The 23,249-nt window shown below is 46.3% G+C and carries 16 protein-coding genes; 13 read left to right on the plus strand and 3 right to left on the minus strand.

Translation table 11 applies throughout. The features are described from left to right. Positions 1 to 825, plus strand: coding sequence for a carbohydrate ABC transporter permease (locus tag NST47_RS12355; protein WP_341155414.1), 825 nt, complete (start codon positions 1 to 3; stop codon positions 823 to 825). A 41-nt stretch (positions 826 to 866) separates the two neighbouring features. Here the strand turns inward: NST47_RS12355 and NST47_RS12360 are convergent, their stop codons facing one another. Genes NST47_RS12360 through NST47_RS12370 form a run of 3 tightly spaced genes read right to left on the minus strand, consistent with a single transcriptional unit; the run spans position 867 to position 4,142 of the window. Next, positions 867 to 2,258, minus strand: coding sequence for a rhamnogalacturonan lyase family protein (locus NST47_RS12360; protein WP_341155415.1), 1,392 nt, complete (start codon positions 2,256 to 2,258; stop codon positions 867 to 869). 42 nt (positions 2,259 to 2,300) lie between these two features. After that, positions 2,301 to 3,161 carry a carbohydrate ABC transporter permease gene (locus tag NST47_RS12365; protein ID WP_341155416.1) on the minus strand — a complete coding sequence of 287 codons (861 nt, stop codon included), beginning with the start codon at positions 3,159 to 3,161 and terminating at the stop codon, positions 2,301 to 2,303. Between the two features lie 18 nt (positions 3,162 to 3,179). Then, positions 3,180 to 4,142, minus strand: coding sequence for an ABC transporter permease (locus tag NST47_RS12370; protein ID WP_341155417.1), 963 nt, complete (start codon positions 4,140 to 4,142; stop codon positions 3,180 to 3,182). A 214-nt stretch (positions 4,143 to 4,356) separates the two neighbouring features. Between NST47_RS12370 and NST47_RS12375 the strand changes: the two genes are divergently transcribed. The 12 genes from NST47_RS12375 to NST47_RS12430 all read left to right on the plus strand — a co-directional run bounded on the left by NST47_RS12375 (position 4,357) and on the right by NST47_RS12430 (position 23,216). Then, positions 4,357 to 6,495, plus strand: coding sequence for a helix-turn-helix domain-containing protein (locus NST47_RS12375; protein ID WP_341155418.1), 2,139 nt, complete (start codon positions 4,357 to 4,359; stop codon positions 6,493 to 6,495). Positions 6,496 to 6,672: 177 nt separating this feature from the next. Continuing rightward, on the plus strand, positions 6,673 to 8,196 hold the full coding sequence (locus NST47_RS12380; protein ID WP_341155419.1) for an extracellular solute-binding protein: 1,524 nt from the start codon (positions 6,673 to 6,675) through the stop codon (positions 8,194 to 8,196). Positions 8,197 to 8,278: 82 nt separating this feature from the next. Further along, positions 8,279 to 9,661 (plus strand): hypothetical protein, encoded by a 1,383-nt coding sequence (locus tag NST47_RS12385; RefSeq protein WP_341155420.1) that lies wholly within the window; start codon positions 8,279 to 8,281, stop codon positions 9,659 to 9,661. Positions 9,662 to 9,860: 199 nt separating this feature from the next. Beyond that, positions 9,861 to 10,850 (plus strand): Gfo/Idh/MocA family protein, encoded by a 990-nt coding sequence (locus NST47_RS12390; RefSeq protein ID WP_341155421.1) that lies wholly within the window; start codon positions 9,861 to 9,863, stop codon positions 10,848 to 10,850. Positions 10,851 to 11,016: 166 nt separating this feature from the next. Further along, on the plus strand, positions 11,017 to 13,266 hold the full coding sequence (locus tag NST47_RS12395; RefSeq protein ID WP_341155422.1) for a helix-turn-helix transcriptional regulator: 2,250 nt from the start codon (positions 11,017 to 11,019) through the stop codon (positions 13,264 to 13,266). 181 nt (positions 13,267 to 13,447) lie between these two features. Beyond that, positions 13,448 to 14,422 carry an ABC transporter permease gene (locus NST47_RS12400; RefSeq protein ID WP_262682685.1) on the plus strand — a complete coding sequence of 325 codons (975 nt, stop codon included), beginning with the start codon at positions 13,448 to 13,450 and terminating at the stop codon, positions 14,420 to 14,422. A gap of 14 nt (positions 14,423 to 14,436) precedes the next feature. Further along, on the plus strand, positions 14,437 to 15,309 hold the full coding sequence (locus NST47_RS12405; RefSeq protein ID WP_341155423.1) for a carbohydrate ABC transporter permease: 873 nt from the start codon (positions 14,437 to 14,439) through the stop codon (positions 15,307 to 15,309). A 33-nt stretch (positions 15,310 to 15,342) separates the two neighbouring features. Then, complete coding sequence (locus NST47_RS12410) at positions 15,343 to 16,911, plus strand: extracellular solute-binding protein (protein WP_341155424.1); 1,569 nt, start codon at positions 15,343 to 15,345, stop codon at positions 16,909 to 16,911. A gap of 267 nt (positions 16,912 to 17,178) precedes the next feature. Further along, on the plus strand, positions 17,179 to 18,072 hold the full coding sequence (locus NST47_RS12415) for an AraC family transcriptional regulator (protein ID WP_341155425.1): 894 nt from the start codon (positions 17,179 to 17,181) through the stop codon (positions 18,070 to 18,072). Between the two features lie 28 nt (positions 18,073 to 18,100). Then, positions 18,101 to 19,924 carry a cache domain-containing sensor histidine kinase gene (locus tag NST47_RS12420; RefSeq protein WP_341155426.1) on the plus strand — a complete coding sequence of 608 codons (1,824 nt, stop codon included), beginning with the start codon at positions 18,101 to 18,103 and terminating at the stop codon, positions 19,922 to 19,924. Next, positions 19,921 to 21,441, plus strand: coding sequence for a response regulator transcription factor (locus NST47_RS12425; RefSeq protein WP_341155427.1), 1,521 nt, complete (start codon positions 19,921 to 19,923; stop codon positions 21,439 to 21,441). Before NST47_RS12420 ends, NST47_RS12425 begins: the two co-directional genes overlap by 4 nt. Positions 21,442 to 21,851: 410 nt before the next feature. Next, positions 21,852 to 23,216: an ABC transporter substrate-binding protein gene (locus tag NST47_RS12430; RefSeq protein WP_341155428.1), complete on the plus strand. Its 1,365-nt coding sequence runs from the start codon at positions 21,852 to 21,854 to the stop codon at positions 23,214 to 23,216. The last annotated feature ends 33 nt before the right edge of the window (positions 23,217 to 23,249 follow it).

Raw genomic sequence — 23,249 nt, forward strand, 5'->3', positions numbered from 1 at the left:
ATGAAAAGCAAACATTCAACGATTCTTTGGATTCTGTTTATACTGGTAGCCTTCGGGCAGTTATTCCCGTTAATCTGGCTGTTCAATTATTCGCTGCTTAACAGCAGCGACTTTTTCTCCTCCAGTATTTTGAAATGGCCAAGCCAGCCGGAATGGCAAAATTATGTGAACGCATGGGTGGACGGCAAATTTCCCAAATATTTATTCAACAGCGTATTGGTATCAACGGTAACGATACTTTTAACCGTATTTTTGTCCTTATCACTGGCTTACGCCTTCACACGGATGCAGTGGAAAATGCGTTCGTTCTTTTTTACCGTGATTTTGTTAGGCATCATGATTCCGATTCACGCCACGCTGCTCCCGAACTTTGCCATTTTCAAAGCCATTGGCTTGACCAATTCCTATCTCGGATTAATTATTCCTTACACAGCCGTTTCGGTTCCGCTCGGAACCTTCATCTTATCCGGTTTTCTGCGCAGCATTCCCTCAGCTATCGAAGAATCGGCTGTTATGGATGGCTGCAGCATTTATCGGATCGTCTTCCAAATCATTATGCCGCTCACAATGCCAGCGTTGGTCACGATAGCCGTAACTACATTTTTAACCTGCTGGAACGAATTTATTATGGCTGCAACCTTTCTGAGCAAGGATTCTTTAAAGACGCTGCCCTTCTCCGTGATGAATTTTGCAGGCCAGTATTCCTCCGATTACGGCTCACAGTTCGCAGTGATGGTACTGACCTCGATTCCTGCGATTATTATTTATGCGATGTTTAATGAGCAAATTACGAAGGGTGTCACCGCTGGTGCCGTTAAAGGGTGAGGCTGTTATAAGCCATTGTCGATTAGTTGACAATTCGCGTGCTATATTCCGCTCATCAGACACAGGTTATAGCCGACAGCCGTCAATCGTTGGCTGTTGATATAATACGGATGGCTGTAGCGCGCTAACGCCTGCTCGCTGTCCTTGGCGTTAGCGTCCGCCCAAATCCGGATCATGCCGTCCGGATAAAAGCAGAGCAGCTGCTCGCCCGGCATATCGAGAAAATGCGAGGCCATCGCAACCGACCCGCCGACCTTGCCGTACGAGCGCCCGCTGCGGTCCAGCACTTCCCCGTCCCCGCCGGGAATGCCGCGGACGAGCTCGTGATACCCGTCGCCGTTCAGGTCGACGGGCACCATCCGGTAGACGCTGAACGGCAGCTCATACGGCTGCCCGCTCGACGCGTCGAAGGTAAATTCATCGCGGTCCTGATGGAAGCGGCCATCGGGACCGCATGTTTTGGTTCCGATGCGGATCGCCATCGCCACATGCCCGCCCTCATCCTTCAGGCGTGCGGTCCAGCCCATATCCATATGGCCATGGTCGACTTCTCCCCACACATGATGTCCCTCCTTGTCGTATACAAGGACGCGCGGCGAAGCTGAAGGGTCGGTTTCGCGTATCGTATACAAGCCCCACGACTCCGCTTGGGTATCCCATACCGGTTGTACGATATCGGAATGTCCCTTATAGCTTTCGCGATCGGCACAAAACAATTCGGTTCCGGTATCCAGCTCAATGCATCGCTCACCCCAAAAAATTTCATCCACACCATCCTGATTGAAATCAACGACAGGACATAAATGGCTGCCTCTGGCACCCGGGTCATCCTTGCCTACCTGAAATTCCCAACGCGGACTCATATTCGAATTCCATCCTTGCAAATACATGTTGCCATAGGTACCTTGTGCCGTAACCAATACAGGCTCGCCATTAACCATACCTCCGGCTATGAAGTTACGGTACTGTGTGGACATAGGCTGCTGCGTGTCTCTGTACACCCACGGATACTGCCCGATGGTTTCTCCTGTGCTGCCGTCAATACGTTCCAGGCAGCTGTTTTGCAGACTAAGCTGATGCTGCATATTCAGATTGTTGACGAACCAGATTTCATCCGTACCATCCCCATCCAGATCAAAAGGGAAAACCGGGCAAAACCAGATCCCAGGAATAACGGAAGGACCAAAGTCTCGTTTCCATAAGATCTCGCCCTCTGGCGTAAATAGCACCAATTTCAAATTGTCCGTCGGAAAAAAGAACATCTCCGCATAAGGATCAATATCAAAATCCGCGCTGTATACGACGGCGATCGCTTTTTTGCCTTCTTTAATCCGTACGGGAAATGCCCGCAGCATGCCGATGGGGGAGCCGAGTGACAGCTCCAGCACCTGCTTCAATTCAATCTCCTTACGATCCTTCGCTTCCGTATTCATACTTCTAACCTCCTATAATATGATGAATGGTATAACCCTGCCTCAGCCTTTAACTGCCCCAACCATAACCCCTTTAACAAAAAAACGCTGAATAAACGGATACACAATCAGAATCGGCAGCGCGGATAAGAAGATAGCGGCTGTCCGCAGCGATAGGGAGGAAACGTGGCTCATCGCAGACATATCTCCTAATAGAGCGGCCATTTCGTTTTGAATAACCATATCTCTTAAAAACAGCTGCATGACCTTCAAGTCGCTGGAGCTTGTATAAATGACTGCATCCATAAAGGAATTCCAGTGATGGACGGCGATAAATAGCCCGATAGTCATAATAGAAGGGAGCGATAAGGGCAAATAGATTTTCAGGAAAATCGTGAAATCGTTAGCGCCGTCAATTTTGGCCGATTCCTCCAGACTGTCCGGGACATTTTCGAAAAAGGTGCGCAGCAAAATCACGTTCCACGTGCTAATTGCGGTTGGGATCACAAGCGCCCATATCGTATCCATCAGACCAGTCGCCTTCACGATCAGGAAGCTGGGCACGATGCCGCCGTTAAACATCATTGTAATGATGATATAGATCATGAACCACTTTCTGCCCGGCAGGTACGTTTTGGAAAGCGCGTACGCAATGGTTAGCTGCAGGCACAGATTGACGGCCAGTCCAAGCACAGTTCGGGTGATCGTCACCAGAAACGATTGTATAAATTGATTGTTGGCCAGGATTAACGAGTAGGCTTCCAAATTAAAGCCTCTTGGAATCAGCAGCAGCTCGCCCTCCGTAATCAAATCCGAATTGCTGACCGAGGCCAGAATCACATAATAAAAAGGAAAAAAAGTCATGATCGCGAACAGCACCAGAACGGCACCGATCACTGTGGAAGCAGACCATTTATAAGACATGCCCAACACCCCTTTCTTTTACCATAACGAAACATCGCTGAATTTGCGGGCTAGCCGGTTCGTGCTCCAGATCAGGAAGAAACCGATAGCCGACTGGAATAAGCCTATAGCCGCTGTCGTACTGAACTGGGCGCTCTGCAGCCCAACCCTGTAAATATACGTGCTGAGCACATCTCCGACATCGTACACGGAAGGATTGTAGAGAATATAGATTTGTTCAAAGCCAACCTCAAGCAAATAACCGATTTTCAAAATCATCATAATAATAATCGTGTTGCGGATACCTGGCAGCGTAATGGAAATCAGCTTGTGCCAACGATTCGCCCCGTCAATCGTCGCCGCTTCATACTGCTCGGTGTCAATGGAGCTGAGTGCTGCCAAATAAATGATCGCGCCCCAACCCGATTCCTTCAGTATCGAGGAAGCGATGACAACAGGACGGAAGTATTCGGATTTACTCATAAAAAATACCGGCTCCATACCCAAATAACGCAATATGCTGTTGACCAGCCCTTCATTGGGAGCCAATAGCTGGATCACGATACCACCAAATACGACCCAAGACATAAAATGCGGGAAATATACGACGGTTTGGATCGTCCTTTTGAACAATACGCTTTTCATTTCGTTCAACAGCAAAGCCAATATAATCGGAACCGGAAAAGCAAATATCAGCTCGTACAAATTGATCAATAACGTATTGCGGACGATCATGAAGAAGTCCTGATTGTGCAGCAGAAACTCAAAGTGCTTCAAGCCAACCCAAGGGCTGCCGATAATGCCTTTGGAGAAATTATAGTCCTTGAAGGCAATAATCACCCCGTACATCGGTAAGTAACGATAAATAAAATACCAGATCACTCCCGGGAGCATGAGCAAATACAAATATTTATATTTGCTTATCGCCAGTCGGATAGCTGCAGCTCGACTTCGTTTCAACGATCGGCTAACGACTGCCTGCATTTCTAATGGTGTCGCCATGTAAATTCCCCTTCCTGTTCGATATGGTCTTTATTATAGGGGGGTTATTCCAGCGCTGATATTGTTATTATGCCGGATCATGTATATATTTTTGACTTTTGGCTTGCTATTTTTCCTTCCAAAGAAATAGACCTTATCCCTAAAAAAGGTTGATGTTATACTTAATGACGACGCTTTCAATGATTTAGATGAAGCTTTGGCGGGGGGATGAAGTATGCTGAAAAAATTAAAAAACATGAAAAAATGGCTTCTTCTGCTCATGATTCTTGTATTGATTCAGACTTTTGCTTACGAGTTTTATTTGATTAAAGCACAGGTTGAGGCGTCTGAGCGTTCCATTGAATCCTTTCGATCCACGCATGAAAGTCAGGCGTCACTGGCCTTTTTACTGGAGGACCAGATCAGCTCGATTTATTATCGGCTCACTCTCGACCAAACGCTGGGGGAGTGGTTGCAGCAGCGGGAGCCTACCATATCCAATATGTATTTACTGGGTCTTCTTCAGGACAATTCCTTGAAGATTATTAGCAGCAATCCGCTTGTCGTCTCTGTATATATTTATGGAAAAACAACGGATACGGTTTTATCGACCAACCATGAGTTCACCAAGCTTGACCAATTTCCCGATAAGGAAATTTTTACGGAATTCAATGAGAAAAACGGCCATTGGGTTGGCAAACGGCTGGAAAAGGCCGGTTACGGCAATGCCAAAAGCATTATTTCCTTTATAGGCGCAATCGGTAACAATGGACTGGTGGCGATCAATATCGACGAACGTAAGCTGCTGAGTCAATCGGCCGACTTGTACGGGACCCTGCTCGTTGGCAAGGAACGGAATATCCTTACGTTTCAAGACGGCAAGGACGTCAAGATCACGGAGCTGCCTCTAGAACGATTGCCCCAAAAGCCGACTTTATTGGATCAGCCATTTTCACTTGAAGGATACAAGGTATTTCAGACCGGTCATGCGAGTGGGGAGTGGGAGATGATTTCCATCGCTACACCTATCGAGTCCTCGCCTGCATGGCAGTATCGTAAGATCATGATCGTGGTGTTAAGTCTGTTTCTTATAATGCTGGCAGCACTTATCTATAGATATGCCAAAAAGTCGTATTTTCAGCCGATAGAGCGGCTTGAGCATAATTATAGTAGGAATCTCGATGACTTGAAGCATAATTTGGTGCTGAATGTACTGACAGGCAAGCTCAAGGAAGCGGATATTCGCGAGAAAATGACGGAAATGGGCGTGCAGTTTCCTTCCGACAGGATCATGGTCATTGTGTTTCAGATCGATGATTTTTATGATTACCTATTAAATATGAAGCAGGATGACCGTTTTTTTATGGATAAAACGATATACAATGCGATCAAGTGGACCTTCATGACCTCTTATGCGGCTTATGCGGTGAAGGCGGAGCTGGAGAAAATCGCGATTCTGCTCTCGATACCGAGCGATATGGAGGAATCAGCTATGCTGCATAAGGTGGAAGGCACCATCCGTTATTTACAAAATGAGATCAGGGATAACTGCAATCTGACGATTTGCGCAGGTATTAGCCGTTTGCAGGAAAGCCTGAAGGATGCGCATACCGGTTATTATCAGGCCCTGCAGGCTGTTGGCTTCAAGACGATCTATGGCAAGCACAGCATCATACGATACCAGGACATTTCAGCCAAACATTCCGATGAACATGTGTATCTCGTTACCGATATTAACAAAATGTGCAATCTGATTAAAGAAGACCGGCTTGATGAATTCGAAAGCTTATTTCGCCGTATGCAAAATGGAATGCTGAATGAAGAGAAATTTTCGCTCGACCGCTTGAATGCACTATTTTCCAATGTCCTGTATGGGATTGTGAAGTTGACGCTGGAGCAGCGGTTTGATTTTGCAGACATCGTGAAAGAGGATATTTTTATGAAAATATACAGCTATGAATTTCTTCAGGATAAAACCGATTACGTGATTCATGTAGCCCGTACGGTATCGGCAGCCATTCAGGCGCGTAAAAATTCCAATAATAAAACGGTTCAGCTCATCCTCGATTATATTCACGATCATTACGATCAATCGATTTCGCTGACGACCATATCCGATTCTCTCGGAATTAATTCGTCCTACATCAGCACATTAATCAAGCAGGAGGTGGGTCAAGGGTTCGTCGATTATATGAATCAGCTGCGAATCAATAAAGCACAGAATCTGCTGCAGGACCCGAATCTGACGATCAAGCACATTTCGGAAATTTGCGGTTATGAAACGGTGCACTCCTTTATTCGCAATTTCAAGAAGGTACATCTGCTCACTCCAAGTGAATACCGCAATAAATCGCTATCCAAAAGGAATGTATAAAAAAATAAACATCTCGTTTTGCAACTATTTTACACAAGTTGAAATAATGTAAATTGCCAAGCGAGGTCGAATGATTTAACAATGGAATTACCGGCCGATATCACCGATTGCCATTTTAAAGGGGGAGCAGCTTCAGTCGGCGGAGACGATATGTATCTATAAAAGGAGGAAGTCCGGATGAGAAGGGTTGCCTGGAACAGAACAGCTTTACCAGCAGTATTGGCTGCAGCGTTAGCAGCTATGGTCGGCTGCAGCAGCACAGGGTCAGGGGGAAATACGGCAGCGGCACCAAAGGATGCGGGACCGTATAAATTTAAAGTGATGTTTGACTACAACGTCGATCCCAAAGGAATGTCGCTCTCGGATAACGAGTACATCAAGTTTCTGAAGGAGAAGACAGGGGTGGAGGTAGTGCTGGATTCACCGGGTACGGCTGGCTACGTAGATAAGCTGAATGTACTTATGGCATCGGGCAGCTACCCGGATGCGTTTGCTGTAGGCGATCGTGATCTGGTGATGAAATATGCCAAAGACGATTTGTTGGCTGATCTGTCTCCTTATATTAATGATACGGCCAAGTATCCGAATTTGAAGAAGGTTATGCCCCCTGATGCTTGGCTGCCGGTTACCGAAAAGGGCAAAGTGTTTGCCATTCCTTACAGCAGGCCCGACGGCTTGAGTCAGGTTGTGTATATCAATAAAGAATGGCTGGATAAGCTGAAGCTTCCGATACCCAAAACCATTGATGATTTTTACAACGTGATGAAGGCGTTTACAACCGATGATCCTGACGGTAACGGGAAAAACGATACGTTCGGCTTATTAACGAATAATACTGTCGATAACGGAGCTCGTGCGTTCAAAGCTGCCTTTAATGCGGAGGCTTACTCCATTCGTGATGGGAAAGTAACGCCATCGGAAATCACGCCGGAATACAAAGAATTTTTGAGATTTATGAACAAGCTGGTCAATGAAAAAATTCTCGACCCGGAATTCCCGACCATCACGACACCGATTTTCCAGCAAAAGTTTAAAACGCTCAAGTATGGCATCATCTCTGGATTCTGGCACTATCCGTCCGGCCTGGAAATTCCGAAGGAGGTCATGAGCAAATACATTGCAGTGCCCGCACCGCTGCAGCTTGACGGTCAAGCCTCCAGCTTCGTATATCCGAGCTTGAACCGACATTATGTGGCGATTCCCAAAACGACCAAAAATATCGATCAATTGATGAAATTTATGGATTGGGCGGTATCACCGGAAGGAATGAAATATTCGTTCATCGGTGTTCCCGATTTCAACTACAAGGAAGCTGGCGGCAAGATTGAGCTGACTGCCAATCAATTAGCCCCGATCCATTGGGCATTTTCGCTGGTCCGTACCGGACAGCTGACGGAGGATGTGAAGAAATACATCGGTGTCGTGTATCCGAAGGAAGCGGTAGATAATCTGGAGATGGCAACGAAGATAGGTAAAGCGGATGTGCTGCGCGCTGCGCTTCCTTTTTACCCCGAGCTGACCGGCTTTAATCTGGCTAAAATCAGCAGTGAATATACGACCAAAGCGATTCTCGGCAACGCTGATGTGGACAAAACGTGGGATGATTATGTCAGCCGTTATAAATCCGCAGGCGGGGACAAGGCTATCGAATTTTGGACGAATTGGTATAACACCGAAGGTAAAAATGTGGTCAAACCCTGATTAGGATGAATTTTTCAAAAACTTTAAAGTAAATGCTTACGAAGTCAGTTTTTTTCAAAAAACTTTTAGGAGGCAACAAAACATGGCAAATTCTACAGTACAGGTTAAATTGGAAAAGATACTGGAGCTATCGCTCGGGCAAAATTTGGGGCAGCTGCGCGCTATACCCGTACAGCTGGGCGGCGGACAAAAGGCGTTTCTGGCGATATATGCAGCGGACTTTGATGTAGATCCGTCCGTAAACATGTTTTTCTATCCGACGGATAACCTCAAGATGACGCTGTTTACCGAATCAGGCGAAGTCCTCTGGAAGCGTGAATTTGGCAAAGGGCTGGTTCCCGGCATCTGGTTTTGTCCGGTATATGCGTTCGATTTGAACGGAGATGGTGTGGATGAAATCTGGTTTGTTAACAATACGAATGAACAGCATCCGTTTGCACTGCCATTTTACCGGTTGGAGCAGCTGAATGCGGCGACCGGGGAGACGGTAGGGCATTGGCCATGGCCTCATGAGGGCGGTAAGGTAGAACCGCTGAGCTGCACATTCCGTAATTTCATTGTCGGCGGTTACGTCCATGGGGAGCCCGTTCTTGTAACGGCTCAGGGAACATATATGGATATGCGGCTGCAGGGCTGGAAGGCTGATATGACGAATCGTTGGGAAACCCTTATCAAGAGGGAGGACCCGGGTGCTCGCGGCAGCCATGTCACCCCTGTGATTGATCTCAATGGAGATGGAATTGACGAGCTGATGTGGGGGGAGCGCTGCATTGAGCTTAATACGGGCAAGGAGCTGTTCTGCGCGGACCGTGACGTATATGAGGGGCATTCGGATGTCGTTCAGCCTATATTGGACAGCAGCCAAACCTGGTCGTTGTTCACTGTTCGCGAATCCGATCCTACAGCAACACCACGAGTTGTCATGTTTGATGCTCAGGGAAATCGCAAATGGGGGGATGTCGAACAGGGGCATATGGACATTGGCTGGGCGGCTAGATTGAAGGATGATCGCAGCCATGTGACAATGGCGATTCGGATCGGTGCCAAAACGTGCGGACCGGACGGACGATTCCATCAAGATATGGATGAATTCACCTATGATGCGGGAACCGGCAAGCCCTACGAGCTGCCGTTCAGTGTGTACCGTACGATGCCGGTGGACTTGAATGGCGATGGCTTTCACGAGCTTGTTCGTGGGATGCCAGGGGGTGACGGGGAGGTCATCGACCGACATGGTGTCTCCCTCGGCAGTGTTGGCGGAACAGTTGCCATGGCGACCAAATTTCTGGATATGCCGGGCGAGCAGATCCTTGCGTTCAGCGCTGACGGTACGATCAGCATCTGGGCTGACCGGAACGCCGAGGATACACCAGAGGCGATAGCTCGCTACAATCATCCTTACTACAAAGCTTGCCAGAAGCTGTACGCTGTCGGTTACAATTTGTACATTATTAGCGGCTTGTGAGTGGACACATAAGCAAGCAGACGGTCTGCTGAAGTTAGACAGGCACCCCCTTATGAGAACTTATTAGCGGTACTCGACAGCCCTACCCCGTGATCTAACGGGTGCAGGGCTGTTTGTTTTCCTATTTATTTGAAGAAAACGTTTTTTTATGAGAAGATTGAAATGAATAAATTTGAGCACGTAAGGAGTGAGCGTACTGATGTCAACGCCAACGATCAAATGGGGCATTGCCGGTCCGGGCAATATATCCAGGCAATTTGTAAAGGATTTGGCTTTTGCTAAAGGGGCAGAGGTGGTTGCCGTTGCGGGAAGGAGTCTGGAGAAGGCAGAGAGCTTTGCCAAGGAATTCAATATCCCGCAAGCTTATGGAAGTCTGGAGCAGCTGGCTGAGGACTCACAGGTGGATATCGTCTACGTAGGTACGCTGCATCCCGCACATAAGGACAATACACTTACATTTCTACGAGCCGGAAAAGCGGTGCTATGCGAAAAACCATTTACCATGAACGCGGCGGAAGCCGAGGAAATGATCACCTATGCCAAGGAAAATCGTGTATTCCTGATGGAAGCCATGTGGACACGCCATTTGCCCGCGATTCACAAGGTAAGACAATGGTTGGAAGAAGGGAAGATCGGTGAGGTTAGACTGGTTAAGGCGGATTTTGGTTTTAATATCGGCTGGAAGCCGGAAAGCCGTTTACTGAACCACGCATTAGGTGGTGGAACGCTGCTGGATGCCGGAATTTATCCTATTTCCTTTATATCGATGGTATATGGTACTCAGCCTGTTAACATCATGAGCAGTGCGAGAATGGGAGAAACCGGGGTAGACGAGCAGTTTTCACTGCTATTTGAATATGAGGGAAAACGAACGGCATCACTGAATGGATCTGTTCAGCTGGCTATGGTCAATGATGCTTACATATTCGGGACCAAAGGCCATATTCATGTCCCATTATTTCTAGCAGCCCGCTCAGCCACGCTGAAGGTGACGGGTGAAGATACCATAACCTACGAGGATGATCGCAAGGCACACGGATTTGTATTTGAGGCGGAGGAGGCCATGGCCTGCCTGCGTGAAGGGCGGACGGAAAGCAAGATTATGCCTCTGGATGAGACACTCGCTATCATGACTACTATAGATACGATCAGAAAACAGTGGAATTTAACCTATCCTGCTGATAAATAATTGGTGAACGGCCAATAACCTGCTCATGGATGAGCAGGTTATTTTTTGACGTACAGCCTTACAAACATGAAGGATTAATTGTAGGAAATAAGTGGAGATGGTAAAATAGGGGAATATTTACGTGCATGTGTCTCAATGTTCAAACAAGTACAGGGGGCTGAATGTGATGAAGATGAATTTGTATTATCGTATGCTGCTGTCTTACACGCCTATTTTCTTTGTGGTCATTTCGATCCTGATTTTTTCTTTCTTCGCTGTATTGAACAATTCGGTCCAGAAGCAGATCGTGATGACGAACGAAGCGATTACAACGAAGGTTGTTCAGGCTATCGACGCGAATCTCAAATCGGCGGAACGCACGGTGATCAAAGAAATCGTGGCCAACCAGACGATGAAGGATTTTTTTTCAACCTCGGAATCTAAAGTGCTGTATGACTATTTTCGCATCTCACAAAAAATGGACGAACTCTCGTCCATCCTCCCCTTTTCCAATTCCATTTATGTGTACAATGCCAATTCCGGCAAAGTTTTATCAAGAAGTGGGCTATCGAACCTGGATCAGTTTGGCGACCGGGATTTTCTGCTTTCGGCTTATAATTCGGCTGTGAATCCCAATACCTGGAGCGATCCCCGAATGTATAATGAGTTTGTTCATGAATCCATAGGTGAAGAACGCGTCGTATCGCTGATCAAATATTATCCCTATATTGGTGAAAAGCAGGGTGCTATTGTCGTTAATGTCCATGTACAGGCTTTGAACGGGTTCATTAAAGATTTGGTTCGATCTGATACCGGCCCGATCGAGCTGTTGACGTCGAAGCTGGAGCCGTTTAATCCCAAACGTACACTTCAGGATCCAAGTGCGGCTCTTGATGATAATAAACGGCTGTTTACCAAATCAGAGTACACGGGCTGGGGGTACGTATCGGCACAAAGTGACAAACGATTTTCGCTGCTAGCCTTGCTGAATGATTTTTGGATCGTTGTCGGGTTCATAGCGATCATATCGGGACTTATCGGGCTAACCTATATTACACACCGCAATTATAAGCCGATTCAAGCCATTGCAGGTCGCATCCAGAACTACTCCAAACGTAAAAGCGGAGAGCTGGTCAAGCGCTTAGAGAAGGATGAATTAAAATATATCGAGTACGCAATTGATGATTTATTGGAAAGGGCGGGTCAATACGAGCAGCTGCATAAGGATGATCTGCTCATTCGCAAACGACAGGTGCTCTTTGATTGGCTGGAGGGCCACAAGGTATGGTCTGACAAGTCGTGGAAGCAGGAGATGGAGAACCTCCAGCTGCCTACCCAGTTTCATCGATTGACAGCTGTCATCGTGGAGATTGACCGATTTTCACACTTTACCAAGACCTATAATACGAGAGACCAATACTTGCTTAAATTTGTGCTTAGCAATGTACTTCAGGAAATTGCCCACAATGATCAGTTATTTGTTTGGAATGAATGGTTTGAACCACAGCAGATGGCGGTTGTGCTGTACCTCAATAGTGATCAGGAGCAGAATCAGAGTGCGGTATGTGAAGTGATGAAAAAAGTGCAGGCGTGGACCTTAAGCAATCTGGGTTTTACAGTTTCCGTAGGGATCGGCTCGGAGATTCAGTATCCGGGTGAGATCACCGAGTCCTATTCGGTGGCAAAGGAACACGTAACGTATAAGCCGGTATTTGGCCTAGGTGCGATGATAGGGAGCTGGGACCTGCAATCCAAGGCAGAGGGCCGTATTATCCCTCATCTGCAATTAGCCCGGACCATAGCGAAGTCTTTTCGGATGAGTGACGGACAATGGCAGTTCCATTTAGCTGGGTTGTATCAGGAGTTGAAAAAAGGACGCTTTTCACAAACAGACATGGAAACCATTACGAATTATATGATGTATCATTTACATAAAGAATTGCTGGAGATGGCGGATGAAGTGAACCACCTGCTTCACAATGAATATGATTCGGAATTTGAAGCGATAGCCAATGGGTCGGAAACCCTGGATGAATGGCGAGACCGGTTGGAAACGCTGCTCTCCGTGCTGGAAAGTAAAATATGCTCTCTGCGGTCCGTCAAAAATAATTATGTGCTCATTGGGCGGGTGAAAGAGTATATTGAGCTTCATTATGCCGATCCGAATTTGTCCTTGAACCAGATCAGTGACCGGTTCGGGATGAATCCACGTTACTTGAGCAAGCTGTTTAAGGAAGAATTCGGTGAAAAATTTATTGATTATATGCTTAGAAAACGGTTGGAGGTAGCTCAACAGCTCCTGCTGAATACGTCGCTGCCTGTACAGGATATCGCGGAGCAGGTTGGTTACGTCCATGTGATTTCGTTTCACAGAGCCTTCAAAAATATGTTCGGATTACCTCCGGGGGATTATCGGAAGCGTGCCGAGGGGCGCTAAACTCCATCCCTGCCTGGGACGAAGGCTAATAATGTTCGGAATTGTTAAGTAAATACAAATGGTTAAGTGAGTAATTGGAAGCGTTTTCTAACAAATCGTTAAGCGGCGATTCATGTAAATTGATCCTCTTTCGCTGCTGCTTTAAAGTTTACCTTACATTACACAGAAAAGGAGGTAGCCTATGCCGGGCAAGAAATCTGCAGCAGGAGGTACCGTCGTTAGCTCGGAATCTTTACCGCAAGCGTCAGTAAAGCTGAAGAGAAGGTTTTCCATTGGCCAGGATTGGCAGCTGTATGCCTTGCTGTTCGTGCCGATGCTGTATTTTTTGGTATTCAAATATATACCGATGTACGGCGTAACCATTGCATTTAAGGAATTTAATATGTTTCAGGGCGTCTGGAGCAGCCCGTGGGCGGGGCTGGATACCTTTCGTGAAATTTTTCTGATGAGGGATTTCTATAAGGTGCTGCGCAACACGCTTCTGCTTAACCTGCTGGATCTGATTGTTTCATTCCCGGCTCCCATTGTATTGGCGCTATTGTTAAATGAAATTCAAATCAAATGGTTTAAAAAAGGCTCGCAGACGATTTTGTATTTGCCGCATTTCATTTCCTGGGTCATTATAGGCGGGATGGTTTACCAACTGTTATCTACCAATACAGGATTGGTCAATCATTTATTGAAAGCGTCGGGACTCGGTGTTATTCCGTTCCTGACAGACCCGATATACTGGATCATTACTTATGTAGGCTCAGGGGTTTGGCAAAATGCGGGATGGGGCACGATCATTTATTTGGCCGCACTGACCGGTATTAACAAGGAGTTGTATGAAGCGGCAGAAGTGGATGGGGCTGGACGACTGCGGAAAATATGGAATATTACGCTGCCTGGCATCAAACCAACGATTATGATTCTGCTTATCATTAACATTGGCCATATGGCGAGTATCGGATTTGAGCGGCCATATGTGCTGGCGAATCCCTTGGTTAATGATGTATCCGATGTTATCAGTACCTATGTGTACAAGGTAGGTGTGCAATCTGCCCGCTTCTCCATCGCAACGGCTATCGGTTTGTTTCAAGCTGTGGTCGGTTTAATTTTCCTGCTCTCATCCAACTATATTTCCAAAAAAGTGACCGACCAAGGCATATGGTAAAGGGGGAAGCTTAAGTGACAACCAGCGTGAATGATAAAATTATTAATGCGTGCATCATTATCGTAGTAACCTTTGCATCTTTCCTGTGCCTTGTGCCGATTCTGCATTTGGTTTCCATTTCGCTTAGCTCCAATGCGGCTATATTATCGAATCAAGTCACGCTGTTTCCGGTAGAATGGAGCACTTTGGCCTATCAGACCGTGCTCAAGGACGTGAAGATGTTTAAATCACTGTTGTTTACGATCATGCTGGTCGTCCTGTTTACTTCGATTTGTATGGTAATGACGATTTGCGCCGCATATCCGTTGACGAAGAAAAGGCTGAAGGGCAGAGATTTTTTTCTGTTGATGATTTTGTTTACGATGTTTTTCAGCGGCGGGCTGATCCCTGAGTATTTGCTTGTTAAATCGCTAAAGCTGACCAATACGATCTGGGCGCTGGTGCTCCCTGGGATGGTCAACGCATTTTATTTAATTATTTTGAAGTCCTTTTTCTCTTCAATTCCCGAGGAGCTTGAAGAGTCGGCGCGCATGGATGGAAGCTCTCATTTTGGAACTCTGATTCGGATCGTGCTTCCACTGTCGATGCCTGTTCTTGCGACGCTTAGTTTATTTTATGCCGTAGGCAGATGGAACGCATTTATGGATGCGCTGTTCTATATTACGAATCAGGATCTGTATCCGATCCAGCTCAAGCTGTATCAGCTCGTGATCAGCAATCAGATGAGCGATTCGATGGCCACAGAGGGGATGAGCGCAACGGCTCCTATTCCCGAAAGCCTGAAGGCGGCGAGCATTATGTTTGCAACCGTTCCTATTTTGTTGGTTTATCCGTGGCTGCAGCGCTATTTTATTTCCGGAATGATGATTGGTGCGGTAAAAGGTTGAGGGTAAATAATCCGAAATGGAGAGTGGACTGCGATGAAACTGAACAAGAAATCCGCATATCGGGCATTGGGTAGTACGCTCGCAATTACGCTGCTGGGCGGGACGCTTGCTGCCTGCTCGGGTGGGGAAAGCGCAAGTGGCGGAGCGTCGGACAGTGGCAAGAAGGGTGCTCCTGTTACATTAAAAATTGAGCTGTTTGACCGCGGCAATACGCCTCCTGGTGCTCCGCCGCTCACAGAAAGCTACTTTGTCAAATATATGCAGGAAAAGTTTGGCGATCCCAACAATATCAAGCTGGAGTTCGTAACGGTTCCACGGACAGAGGAAGTACCGAAGCTTAACGTGTTAATGTCGGCCAATGAAGCGCCTGATCTGATATTTACCTACAGCGACCCTGCCGTTCAGAACTGGGTGAAGCAGGGTGGGTTAACCGAGCTTGGGGAATTGCTGAATCAATACGGACCTAATTTGAAAAAGTATCTCGGAGATCAATTGCTCAGCTATGGGAATTTTAGTGGCAAGCAGTACACGATTCCGGCGAAAAGAATTATTTTGGCATCGCAGACGCCGAATATCAGAAAGGATTGGCTTGATAAGCTGGGCATGCAGCCTCCTAAGACAACGGATGAGTTCTATGCAGTTTTGAAAGCGTTTAAAGAAAAAGATCCCGGTGGTACGGGAGGCAAGGTCATTCCTTATGGAATTAAGTACAATAACAATATTGACCCATTGGTGAGATCATTCTGGAAGAAGATGACCGAGGAGGAGTACAGCTCCCTGCCAGATCTGGTTAAGCCGGGTAATAAGGACGGGTACAGGTTCCTGAACAAGCTGTACAATGAAGGATTGATCAGCCCGGACTTTGCTCTGGATAAGGATGGCAAGAAGTTCCAAGCGGATCTGGTTAACGGTCTTATCGGCTTTTCGATTACGAATACGAATGAACCGGTTTATTTTGCCTACTACTCCACACTGCAAAAGAATGTGCCAACAGCAACACTGATGGCGGTTGATCCGTTTACCAACTTTGAGGGCAAGCATGTCAAATCGATTTATCATCCGTTGTCCGCCCATATCGCAATTCCCAAATCGAGCAAAAGAGCTGTTGAGGTTATCAAGTTCCTAAACTGGATGTCCGATTATAAGGTAATCTTCGATCTGCAAAACGGTACGGAGGGTGTTACCTATAAGATGGGTGAAGATGGGATTCCAGTAATTATCGACTCGGATGAAGCCAAGAGGGTGCTGTACAATTATCTCGATTACAGTATGCTGATCAACGGCAAGGACATGGGCGACCCCGAGAAAACCTTAAAGGCTAATGCTGCAGATCCGAAGTATAAAGACTTTACGATGAGCAGCATCAAGGTTGGCGAGCAGGATGGACAATTGCCTGCGCGGTTTGACCGACCTATTGAGGCGCAAATCAAATATAATCAGACACTGGGCGATAAGGCGATCGAAATTTATGTGAAAACCGTTACCGCCAAGCCAGCTGATTTTGACAAGCTCTACGATGATATGGTCGCGGAATATATGAAAACCGGCGGCAATGAAGTGCTGGAGGAGCAGAAGAAGGCGTTCCAGGAGATGAAAAAGTAATCGTGTACGGTACAAGCAAGCGATTAACCCCACAATTAACTGTATACCAAATAAGCTTATGGGAATCCATAGGCTTATTGGAGTTCAGCAAAATGTACAAATACGCTATAATAATGTCTATATTGACCATGATGGAAGTTTATTCCTGCCGTATTATAAAGGTAAATGCAAGCATAAGATGAATCAAACGTCCAGCCCTCCGCAACCGATATTGAAAGCCACCTTACACAAGGAGTTATCCATGATTTGCTCAGGGAGGTTATTTGAATGGAAAGACAGCTGCACAGCAGCCAGTTTATTAAAGAGCAATCTTTTCCCTTCTGGATCAAAAGATTTTATCACGATCACGAGCATGTTCCGTTATTGCACGGTCACGATTTTGTTGAACTCGTATACGTGATCCGCGGCGAAGGCCAGCATGTGTTTGAGGGCCATTATTATGAAATTCGCACTGGCGACGTATTTATTATTAATCCGGGTGAGGTCCACACGTACAGCATTCAGCCGGGCAAGGAGCTTGAAATTATCAATTGCCTGTTTTTGTCCGATCTGATTCAAGGTAATTGGCTGCTCGATCTCGGGATTTCGCAGTCCATGGATTATTTTTATGTGCATCCTTTTATGGACAAAAGAGAACGTTTTCACCGCTGCCTGAACATGTCGGGACCGGATGGGGCTCGCGCCTTAAGTCTGCTGGAAACGATGATAGGCGAATTTGATAACCGGCAATCCGGCTCTGAGACCTTAATTCGGCTGCAAATGGTGGAGCTGCTTATTATGCTTTCACGCTCTTACCAGCAGGCACAAGGGCAATGCAGCAAAGAACCGGTACGCAACCAATCCAAGCATATGCTGATCCGCCGAATCTATGGTTATTTGGAGCGGAATTATGATAAAAAAGTATCGATACCTGTTCTCTGCGAGCTGTTTACGATCAGCTCCCGACAATTGAACCGGATTTTTAAACAATCGATGGGCATGACCGTCGTGGATATGCTTCATCAAATTCGTATTGAGCGAGCCAAGCATCTGCTGAAGGAAACGGACGAGAAGGTTATTACCGTGGCGGGCAGAGTCGGCTATGAGGACCCGGCTTTTTTTAGCAGGCTGTTTCATCGTCGGGTTGGCTGCTCCCCAGGCAAATATCGGGAATCCTCCTGAAACCTGTGAATGGAAAGGAGGGTTTCCTGTGTGGCGATGGAATGACCGGATGCTCAAGACCAAGATGTTTATTTCCTTTTCAATTGTTGCCTTGGTCATCGTCGGCATCACCTGCGGTATTTTTTATTACAAAAATACGAGCGATATCAAGAGCCAAACCTTTTCCTTGTCCAAAATCATAGCGAAGCAATTTTCTGAAATGCTGGATTTATATATGCAAAATATTGAAGAGCTAACCCTTTCCATTTCAATCGATCCTGCTATTCAAAGCAATCTGTTTGATTTTTATAAAGCTTCCAATCCGATTGAAAAGGAAACGATAGGCTACAGATTGAACCCGATATTATTTAATTTCTCCTATCCCAAATCCTACGTACAGAGCATCTCCATTTACACCTTGGACGGACATTTGTATCACTACACGAAGTATGTCAAACCGGACCCGGTAGTTACCTTATCGAGCGAACAGTTGCACAATTATGCGGAGGTGCTGGGCAGCAAGCCGTTTATTTTGGTGCCGGCTCCTGAGGAGCAAAAGCTTGGAGATAATCCGGAAACCGTCGTTTCCTTTATTCGCAAAATTACGAAAATCCCCACCCAAACGATCATGGGATTCGTGGATATCAAAATCAATCTGAACGCATTCAAGATGGTGCTGACCAACACCGAAGAGAAAGAAAATGACAGCACGATGCACGTATTGATCGTCAATGACGAAGGTAAGGTTGTTTTTGAAAATGGGAGTCGTCTCATGGGAAATTCCCAGGCACGCTTTGACACCACGATATTCAGTAAGCCCCTTCCTGAAGGCGAATTACACTGGAATGACAAGGTTTACCTGTATACTTTTGAAAAATCGAGCTATACGGGGTGGTCGACCATCATTCTCATCCCCAAGGACATTATTATCTTAAAGCAAAAGCGCATTCAGGATATCGTCATCATTATCGGACTCATCAGTATGCTGCTGATCGCTACCGTCTCTTATATATTGTCCCATCAAATTACCCTACCCCTCAGCAACATGGCGCGCAAAATGTCCCGGGTCGAAATCGGCGATTTGAGTCAGAGAATGGATTATGCAGGAGCCAATGAAATCGGAAAGCTAAGCCGGATGTACAATCATATGCTTGACAGCATTTCCCGCTTGATCCGTGAAGTGTACGAATTAAAGCTGGCAGAGAAAAATGCTCAATTATCGGCGCTGCATGCTCAAATTAATCCGCATTTTTTATACAATACCCTCAATATTATGAAGTCGATCAGCCGTTTGCGGGGAATTGAGGAGGTAGCGGAGATCTCGGAATCACTAGCGGGGTTATTTCAGTACAGTATGAAAAATCTCCATCGCCCCGTGGCACTGGCTGAAGAAATTGAGCACATCAACAATTATATCAAAATTCAGCAGCATCGATTTGGCAGCCGTCTGGAGCTGCAATGCGATATTTCAGGAGCTGTGCTGCAGGCTTCTATTCTTAAGCTGACGATTCAACCGCTTATCGAGAATGCTGTAAATCACGGTCTTCGTAAGGTAAAGACGGGTGGATCTATTCTTATACGGGCAGTCTGCCATGAGTCCGTTCTGACGATAACGGTGACCGATAACGGAGCCGGAATGAATGAAGCGCAGAGAATACAGATAGACAACACCTTGGATAGCTCAAGCTCACTCCATCAATTTCAGGATATCCACCATGGGATCGGACTCTTGAATATCCACCAACGGATTCAGCTTTTTTACGGAAGACCGTATGGATTGCAGGTAAGCAGCGAGTTGGGTGTTGGGACTACAGTAACCCTGATGATTCCGTTCAGTCGGGTCCAACCTGTGAAGGGAGAAATCGCGCAATGAATATTTTTGTAGTAGAGGACGAGCATTGGGCATTGGCTGAGATGGTAGAGCTGTTCAAAAGCTACGAGCCTGATCATCATATTTATGCTTTTGAAAATGGCGATGATGTGTTGACAGCTCTGGACACGGTTCGACCGCATTTGGTGCTGACAGATATTAATATGCCGGGTATTGACGGTTTGGAGCTGATTGAGAAGCTGAATCAATTGGACCCGAACATCATGAGCATGATTGTCAGCGTTCATGACGAATTCGAATACGCTCGTGTCGGGATGAGGTTCGGGGTTATTGATTATCTCCTGAAGCCGGTAAAAAGGGATATCCTGTATAAGGCTGTGGATCAAGCGATTGTACATATCGAGAAGGAGAGCAAGCGGAGAGAGGAATGGCTGAACGGATCGATTACGCAAATGCTGCTTGCCGAGGAAATTCCTGAGTATGATATTTTGCAGTCGATAAATGGTCGTGCCTATTGTATGGTGCTGCTCGTATTGGATAAGGGCTCGGTAGTAAAAAGCTGGAAGGATACGGCTGTAAGCTGGAATGAGCTGAGACAGCAGCTCGCCGGTAAATATGCAACTCATAGTAATTATTACTGTGTTGATCTGGATTGTCGACATAGGATCGTTCTAATCCCGTTACCTCATGTCAGGCAAATGAGCGATATCCAAGAGAAGCTATCCTTTTTATATGAACAATTACGTACGCTTCCATCTCCAGTCCATATGGGATTTTATGTCAAATCGGAGCGAAGCAGCCTTTATCAGGTATGCTTGGAGCTGCAGCAGCGGCTGGATAAGCAGATGACCTTTGGCATGTCCACGTGGCTGCCGCCGGAATTGAAAAGGCAGGATGCCGAGCTCGGCACAGTATGGGAAAAGGTTAGAGTCATGGAGCTTCATTATAAGAAGGGCGATATGTTAAAAGGGAGTGCGGTTTTACAGCTTATTATGGAGGAACTGCGCTTGAAGCAGGTTACCCGACGTCAGCTTCAATTGTTTATTCATGATCTGCTGTATTCTCTGAAATATAATGTGCTTGCCTCCAAAGTAGGGATGGTGAGTGTTCATGATCTGCAAGAGGACGTTCGGCTGCTGAATCAATTGGCAAGCTACACAGAGCTGTTCAATTGGTTAAATGAAAGTATTGTCAGTATTTATTGTGAACAGGAAATCAAGGACTTCAATCCGAAGGGGCTTGTACCTGTTCTGCTTCAGCTCATCCACAACCATTTTCAGGGAAGCATTTCCTTACAGCAGTTTGCAGCCGAGCATCATGTCAGTCTGGGTTATTTATCACGAATTTTTAAAAGCCAGACTGGGCATACGTTCTCGGAATACATAACGAATTATCGGATAGGCAAAGCCAAGGAGCTGCTGACAAGCGGAGTCGAGCGGCTGCAGGAAATTAGCAGTCTGGTCGGTTACGAGGATCCTAGGCATTTTAGCGCGCTGTTCAAAAAAATAGTAGGTGAAACTCCGATTACCTATGCGAAGCGACATGCAGTTAAAAAATAAGAAAAGCTTCAGATCGAAGCCTATTCGATGAAGATACATCCGTGTTTTACATGTAGCTTTTCTTGCAATATCAGAAGGTTCAGCTCCGCTGAAAACTTAGACATTCTGATATTATAAGAAAAGCTTCAGATCGAAGCCTATTCGGTGAAGATACATCCGTGTTTTACATGTAGTTTTTCTTGCAATATCAGAAGGTTCAGCTCCGCTGAAAACTTAGACATTCTGATATTATAAAAAAAAGGAAAAATCCCCCCCATAAAAGAGTGCAAATCGTAGGTATGCTGCAAAAAGCATCGAACGTACAATGAAATCAAGGCCAAGGGAGACGCTTCGCTTACGAAGTTTGTCATCCGAAACTGGTAACGCTTACGAAGTCAGTTTTCTTCGAAAACTTTTAGGAGGTCAAAAAAATGAGTCGAGTCAGGTTCTTAACCGTCTGTTCTTACGCAGCCTTGATAACAACCGTAATTGCAGGCTGCAGTACACAACCCCAAGCACAACCGGCTGGCGGTTCAGCCCCGGCCACAGGTACTCAACCTGCTGCACCCGCTCCGGCCGCAGCCAAACCTGCTGAGCCGGTAACCCTCACCCTGTTGATCGGATCGACCGGAACACCGTACCCAGCTACGCAGGCTGTAGCAGCAGAAGCGGAGAAGAAGCTGAACATCAAGATCAAATTTGACATTAAGCCGGACGGTACGGAAGGCGACAATCTGGTCAAGACACGTCTGGCTACAGGAGATATGGCGGATATTCTTTACTATAATTCGGGTTCCCTACTGCAGGCGCTGAATCCGGAAGAAAACTTCGTGGATCTGACAAAGGAGCCATTTATGGCTAATCTACTCGATTCCTATAAAGAAACCGTTTCCTCCAATGGCAAGGTTTTTGGCGTCCCAGGCGGCTCATCGAATGTCGGCGGTATTCTGTACAATAAAAAAGTGTACAGCGAGCTTGGCCTCACCGTACCGAAATCATGGGCGGAATTCATCGCAAATAGCGATAAAATCAAAGCTGCCGGTAAAACGGCAGTCATCGGTTCTTACAAAACGACCTGGACTTCACAGCTCTTCGTGCTTGGCAATCAATATAATATTCAGGCTCAAGTACCTAATTTTGTGGCGGATTACACAGCCAATAAAATGAAATATGCAACTACACCTACAGCGCTTCGCGGCTTTGAAATGACAAGTGAAGTGTTCAGTAAGGGATACATGAACAAGGATTTTCTCGCGACAACCTACGATAATGGACTGAAAATGCTTGCTGAGGGTACAGGCGTACAGTACCCGATGTTGACTAGTGCGATCGATGCCTTGGCTCAAAATTATCCGGATAAGGTAAAGGATATCGGCGTTTTTCCAACACCAAGCGATAACGCCAGCATCAACGGCTTTACGGTTTGGATGCCAAGCTCCTACTATATTAATAAAAAGAGCAAAAATGTGGAAGCAGCCAAGAAGTTTTTGGATTTCATCATGTCGGCGGATGGACAGAAGGCTTATATGACCAAGAGCAAAGCGAATGGTCCCTACGTTATTAAAGGAAGCAAGGTTCCTGACGATGCCTTTGACGGTATCAAAGACATGCAGCCTTATTTTGATAACGGCAAAACCGCACCGGCATTGGAGTTTGTATCTCCCGTCAAAGGACCGAATCTGGAAAGCATCCTGATTGAGGTCGGTACAGGCCAAAAGTCACCAGCCGATGGTGCAGCCGATTATGACAAGGACGTCAAGAAGCAAGCCCAGCAGCTTAATCTTCCAGGCTGGTAACAATCGTAAACCAGTTAAGCTGCTATTGTATAC

Source organism: Paenibacillus sp. FSL H8-0034 (assembly GCF_038000305.1).
In the GTDB taxonomy this organism is placed as follows: domain Bacteria; phylum Bacillota; class Bacilli; order Paenibacillales; family NBRC-103111; genus Paenibacillus_S.

Excerpts from the sequence above, each read along its gene's own strand:
- NST47_RS12355 (WP_341155414.1), top strand. The coding sequence starts at position 1 with ATGAAAAGCAAACATTCAACGATTCTTTGGATTCTGTTTATACTGGTA.
- NST47_RS12360 (WP_341155415.1), bottom strand. The coding sequence starts at position 2,258 with ATGAATACGGAAGCGAAGGATCGTAAGGAGATTGAATTGAAGCAGGTG.
- NST47_RS12365 (WP_341155416.1), bottom strand. The coding sequence starts at position 3,161 with ATGTCTTATAAATGGTCTGCTTCCACAGTGATCGGTGCCGTTCTGGTG.
- NST47_RS12370 (WP_341155417.1), bottom strand. The coding sequence starts at position 4,142 with ATGGCGACACCATTAGAAATGCAGGCAGTCGTTAGCCGATCGTTGAAA.
- NST47_RS12375 (WP_341155418.1), top strand. The coding sequence starts at position 4,357 with ATGCTGAAAAAATTAAAAAACATGAAAAAATGGCTTCTTCTGCTCATG.
- NST47_RS12380 (WP_341155419.1), top strand. The coding sequence starts at position 6,673 with ATGAGAAGGGTTGCCTGGAACAGAACAGCTTTACCAGCAGTATTGGCT.
- NST47_RS12385 (WP_341155420.1), top strand. The coding sequence starts at position 8,279 with ATGGCAAATTCTACAGTACAGGTTAAATTGGAAAAGATACTGGAGCTA.
- NST47_RS12390 (WP_341155421.1), top strand. The coding sequence starts at position 9,861 with ATGTCAACGCCAACGATCAAATGGGGCATTGCCGGTCCGGGCAATATA.
- NST47_RS12395 (WP_341155422.1), top strand. The coding sequence starts at position 11,017 with ATGAAGATGAATTTGTATTATCGTATGCTGCTGTCTTACACGCCTATT.
- NST47_RS12400 (WP_262682685.1), top strand. The coding sequence starts at position 13,448 with ATGCCGGGCAAGAAATCTGCAGCAGGAGGTACCGTCGTTAGCTCGGAA.
- NST47_RS12410 (WP_341155424.1), top strand. The coding sequence starts at position 15,343 with ATGAAACTGAACAAGAAATCCGCATATCGGGCATTGGGTAGTACGCTC.
- NST47_RS12415 (WP_341155425.1), top strand. The coding sequence starts at position 17,179 with ATGGAAAGACAGCTGCACAGCAGCCAGTTTATTAAAGAGCAATCTTTT.
- NST47_RS12425 (WP_341155427.1), top strand. The coding sequence starts at position 19,921 with ATGAATATTTTTGTAGTAGAGGACGAGCATTGGGCATTGGCTGAGATG.
- NST47_RS12430 (WP_341155428.1), top strand. The coding sequence starts at position 21,852 with ATGAGTCGAGTCAGGTTCTTAACCGTCTGTTCTTACGCAGCCTTGATA.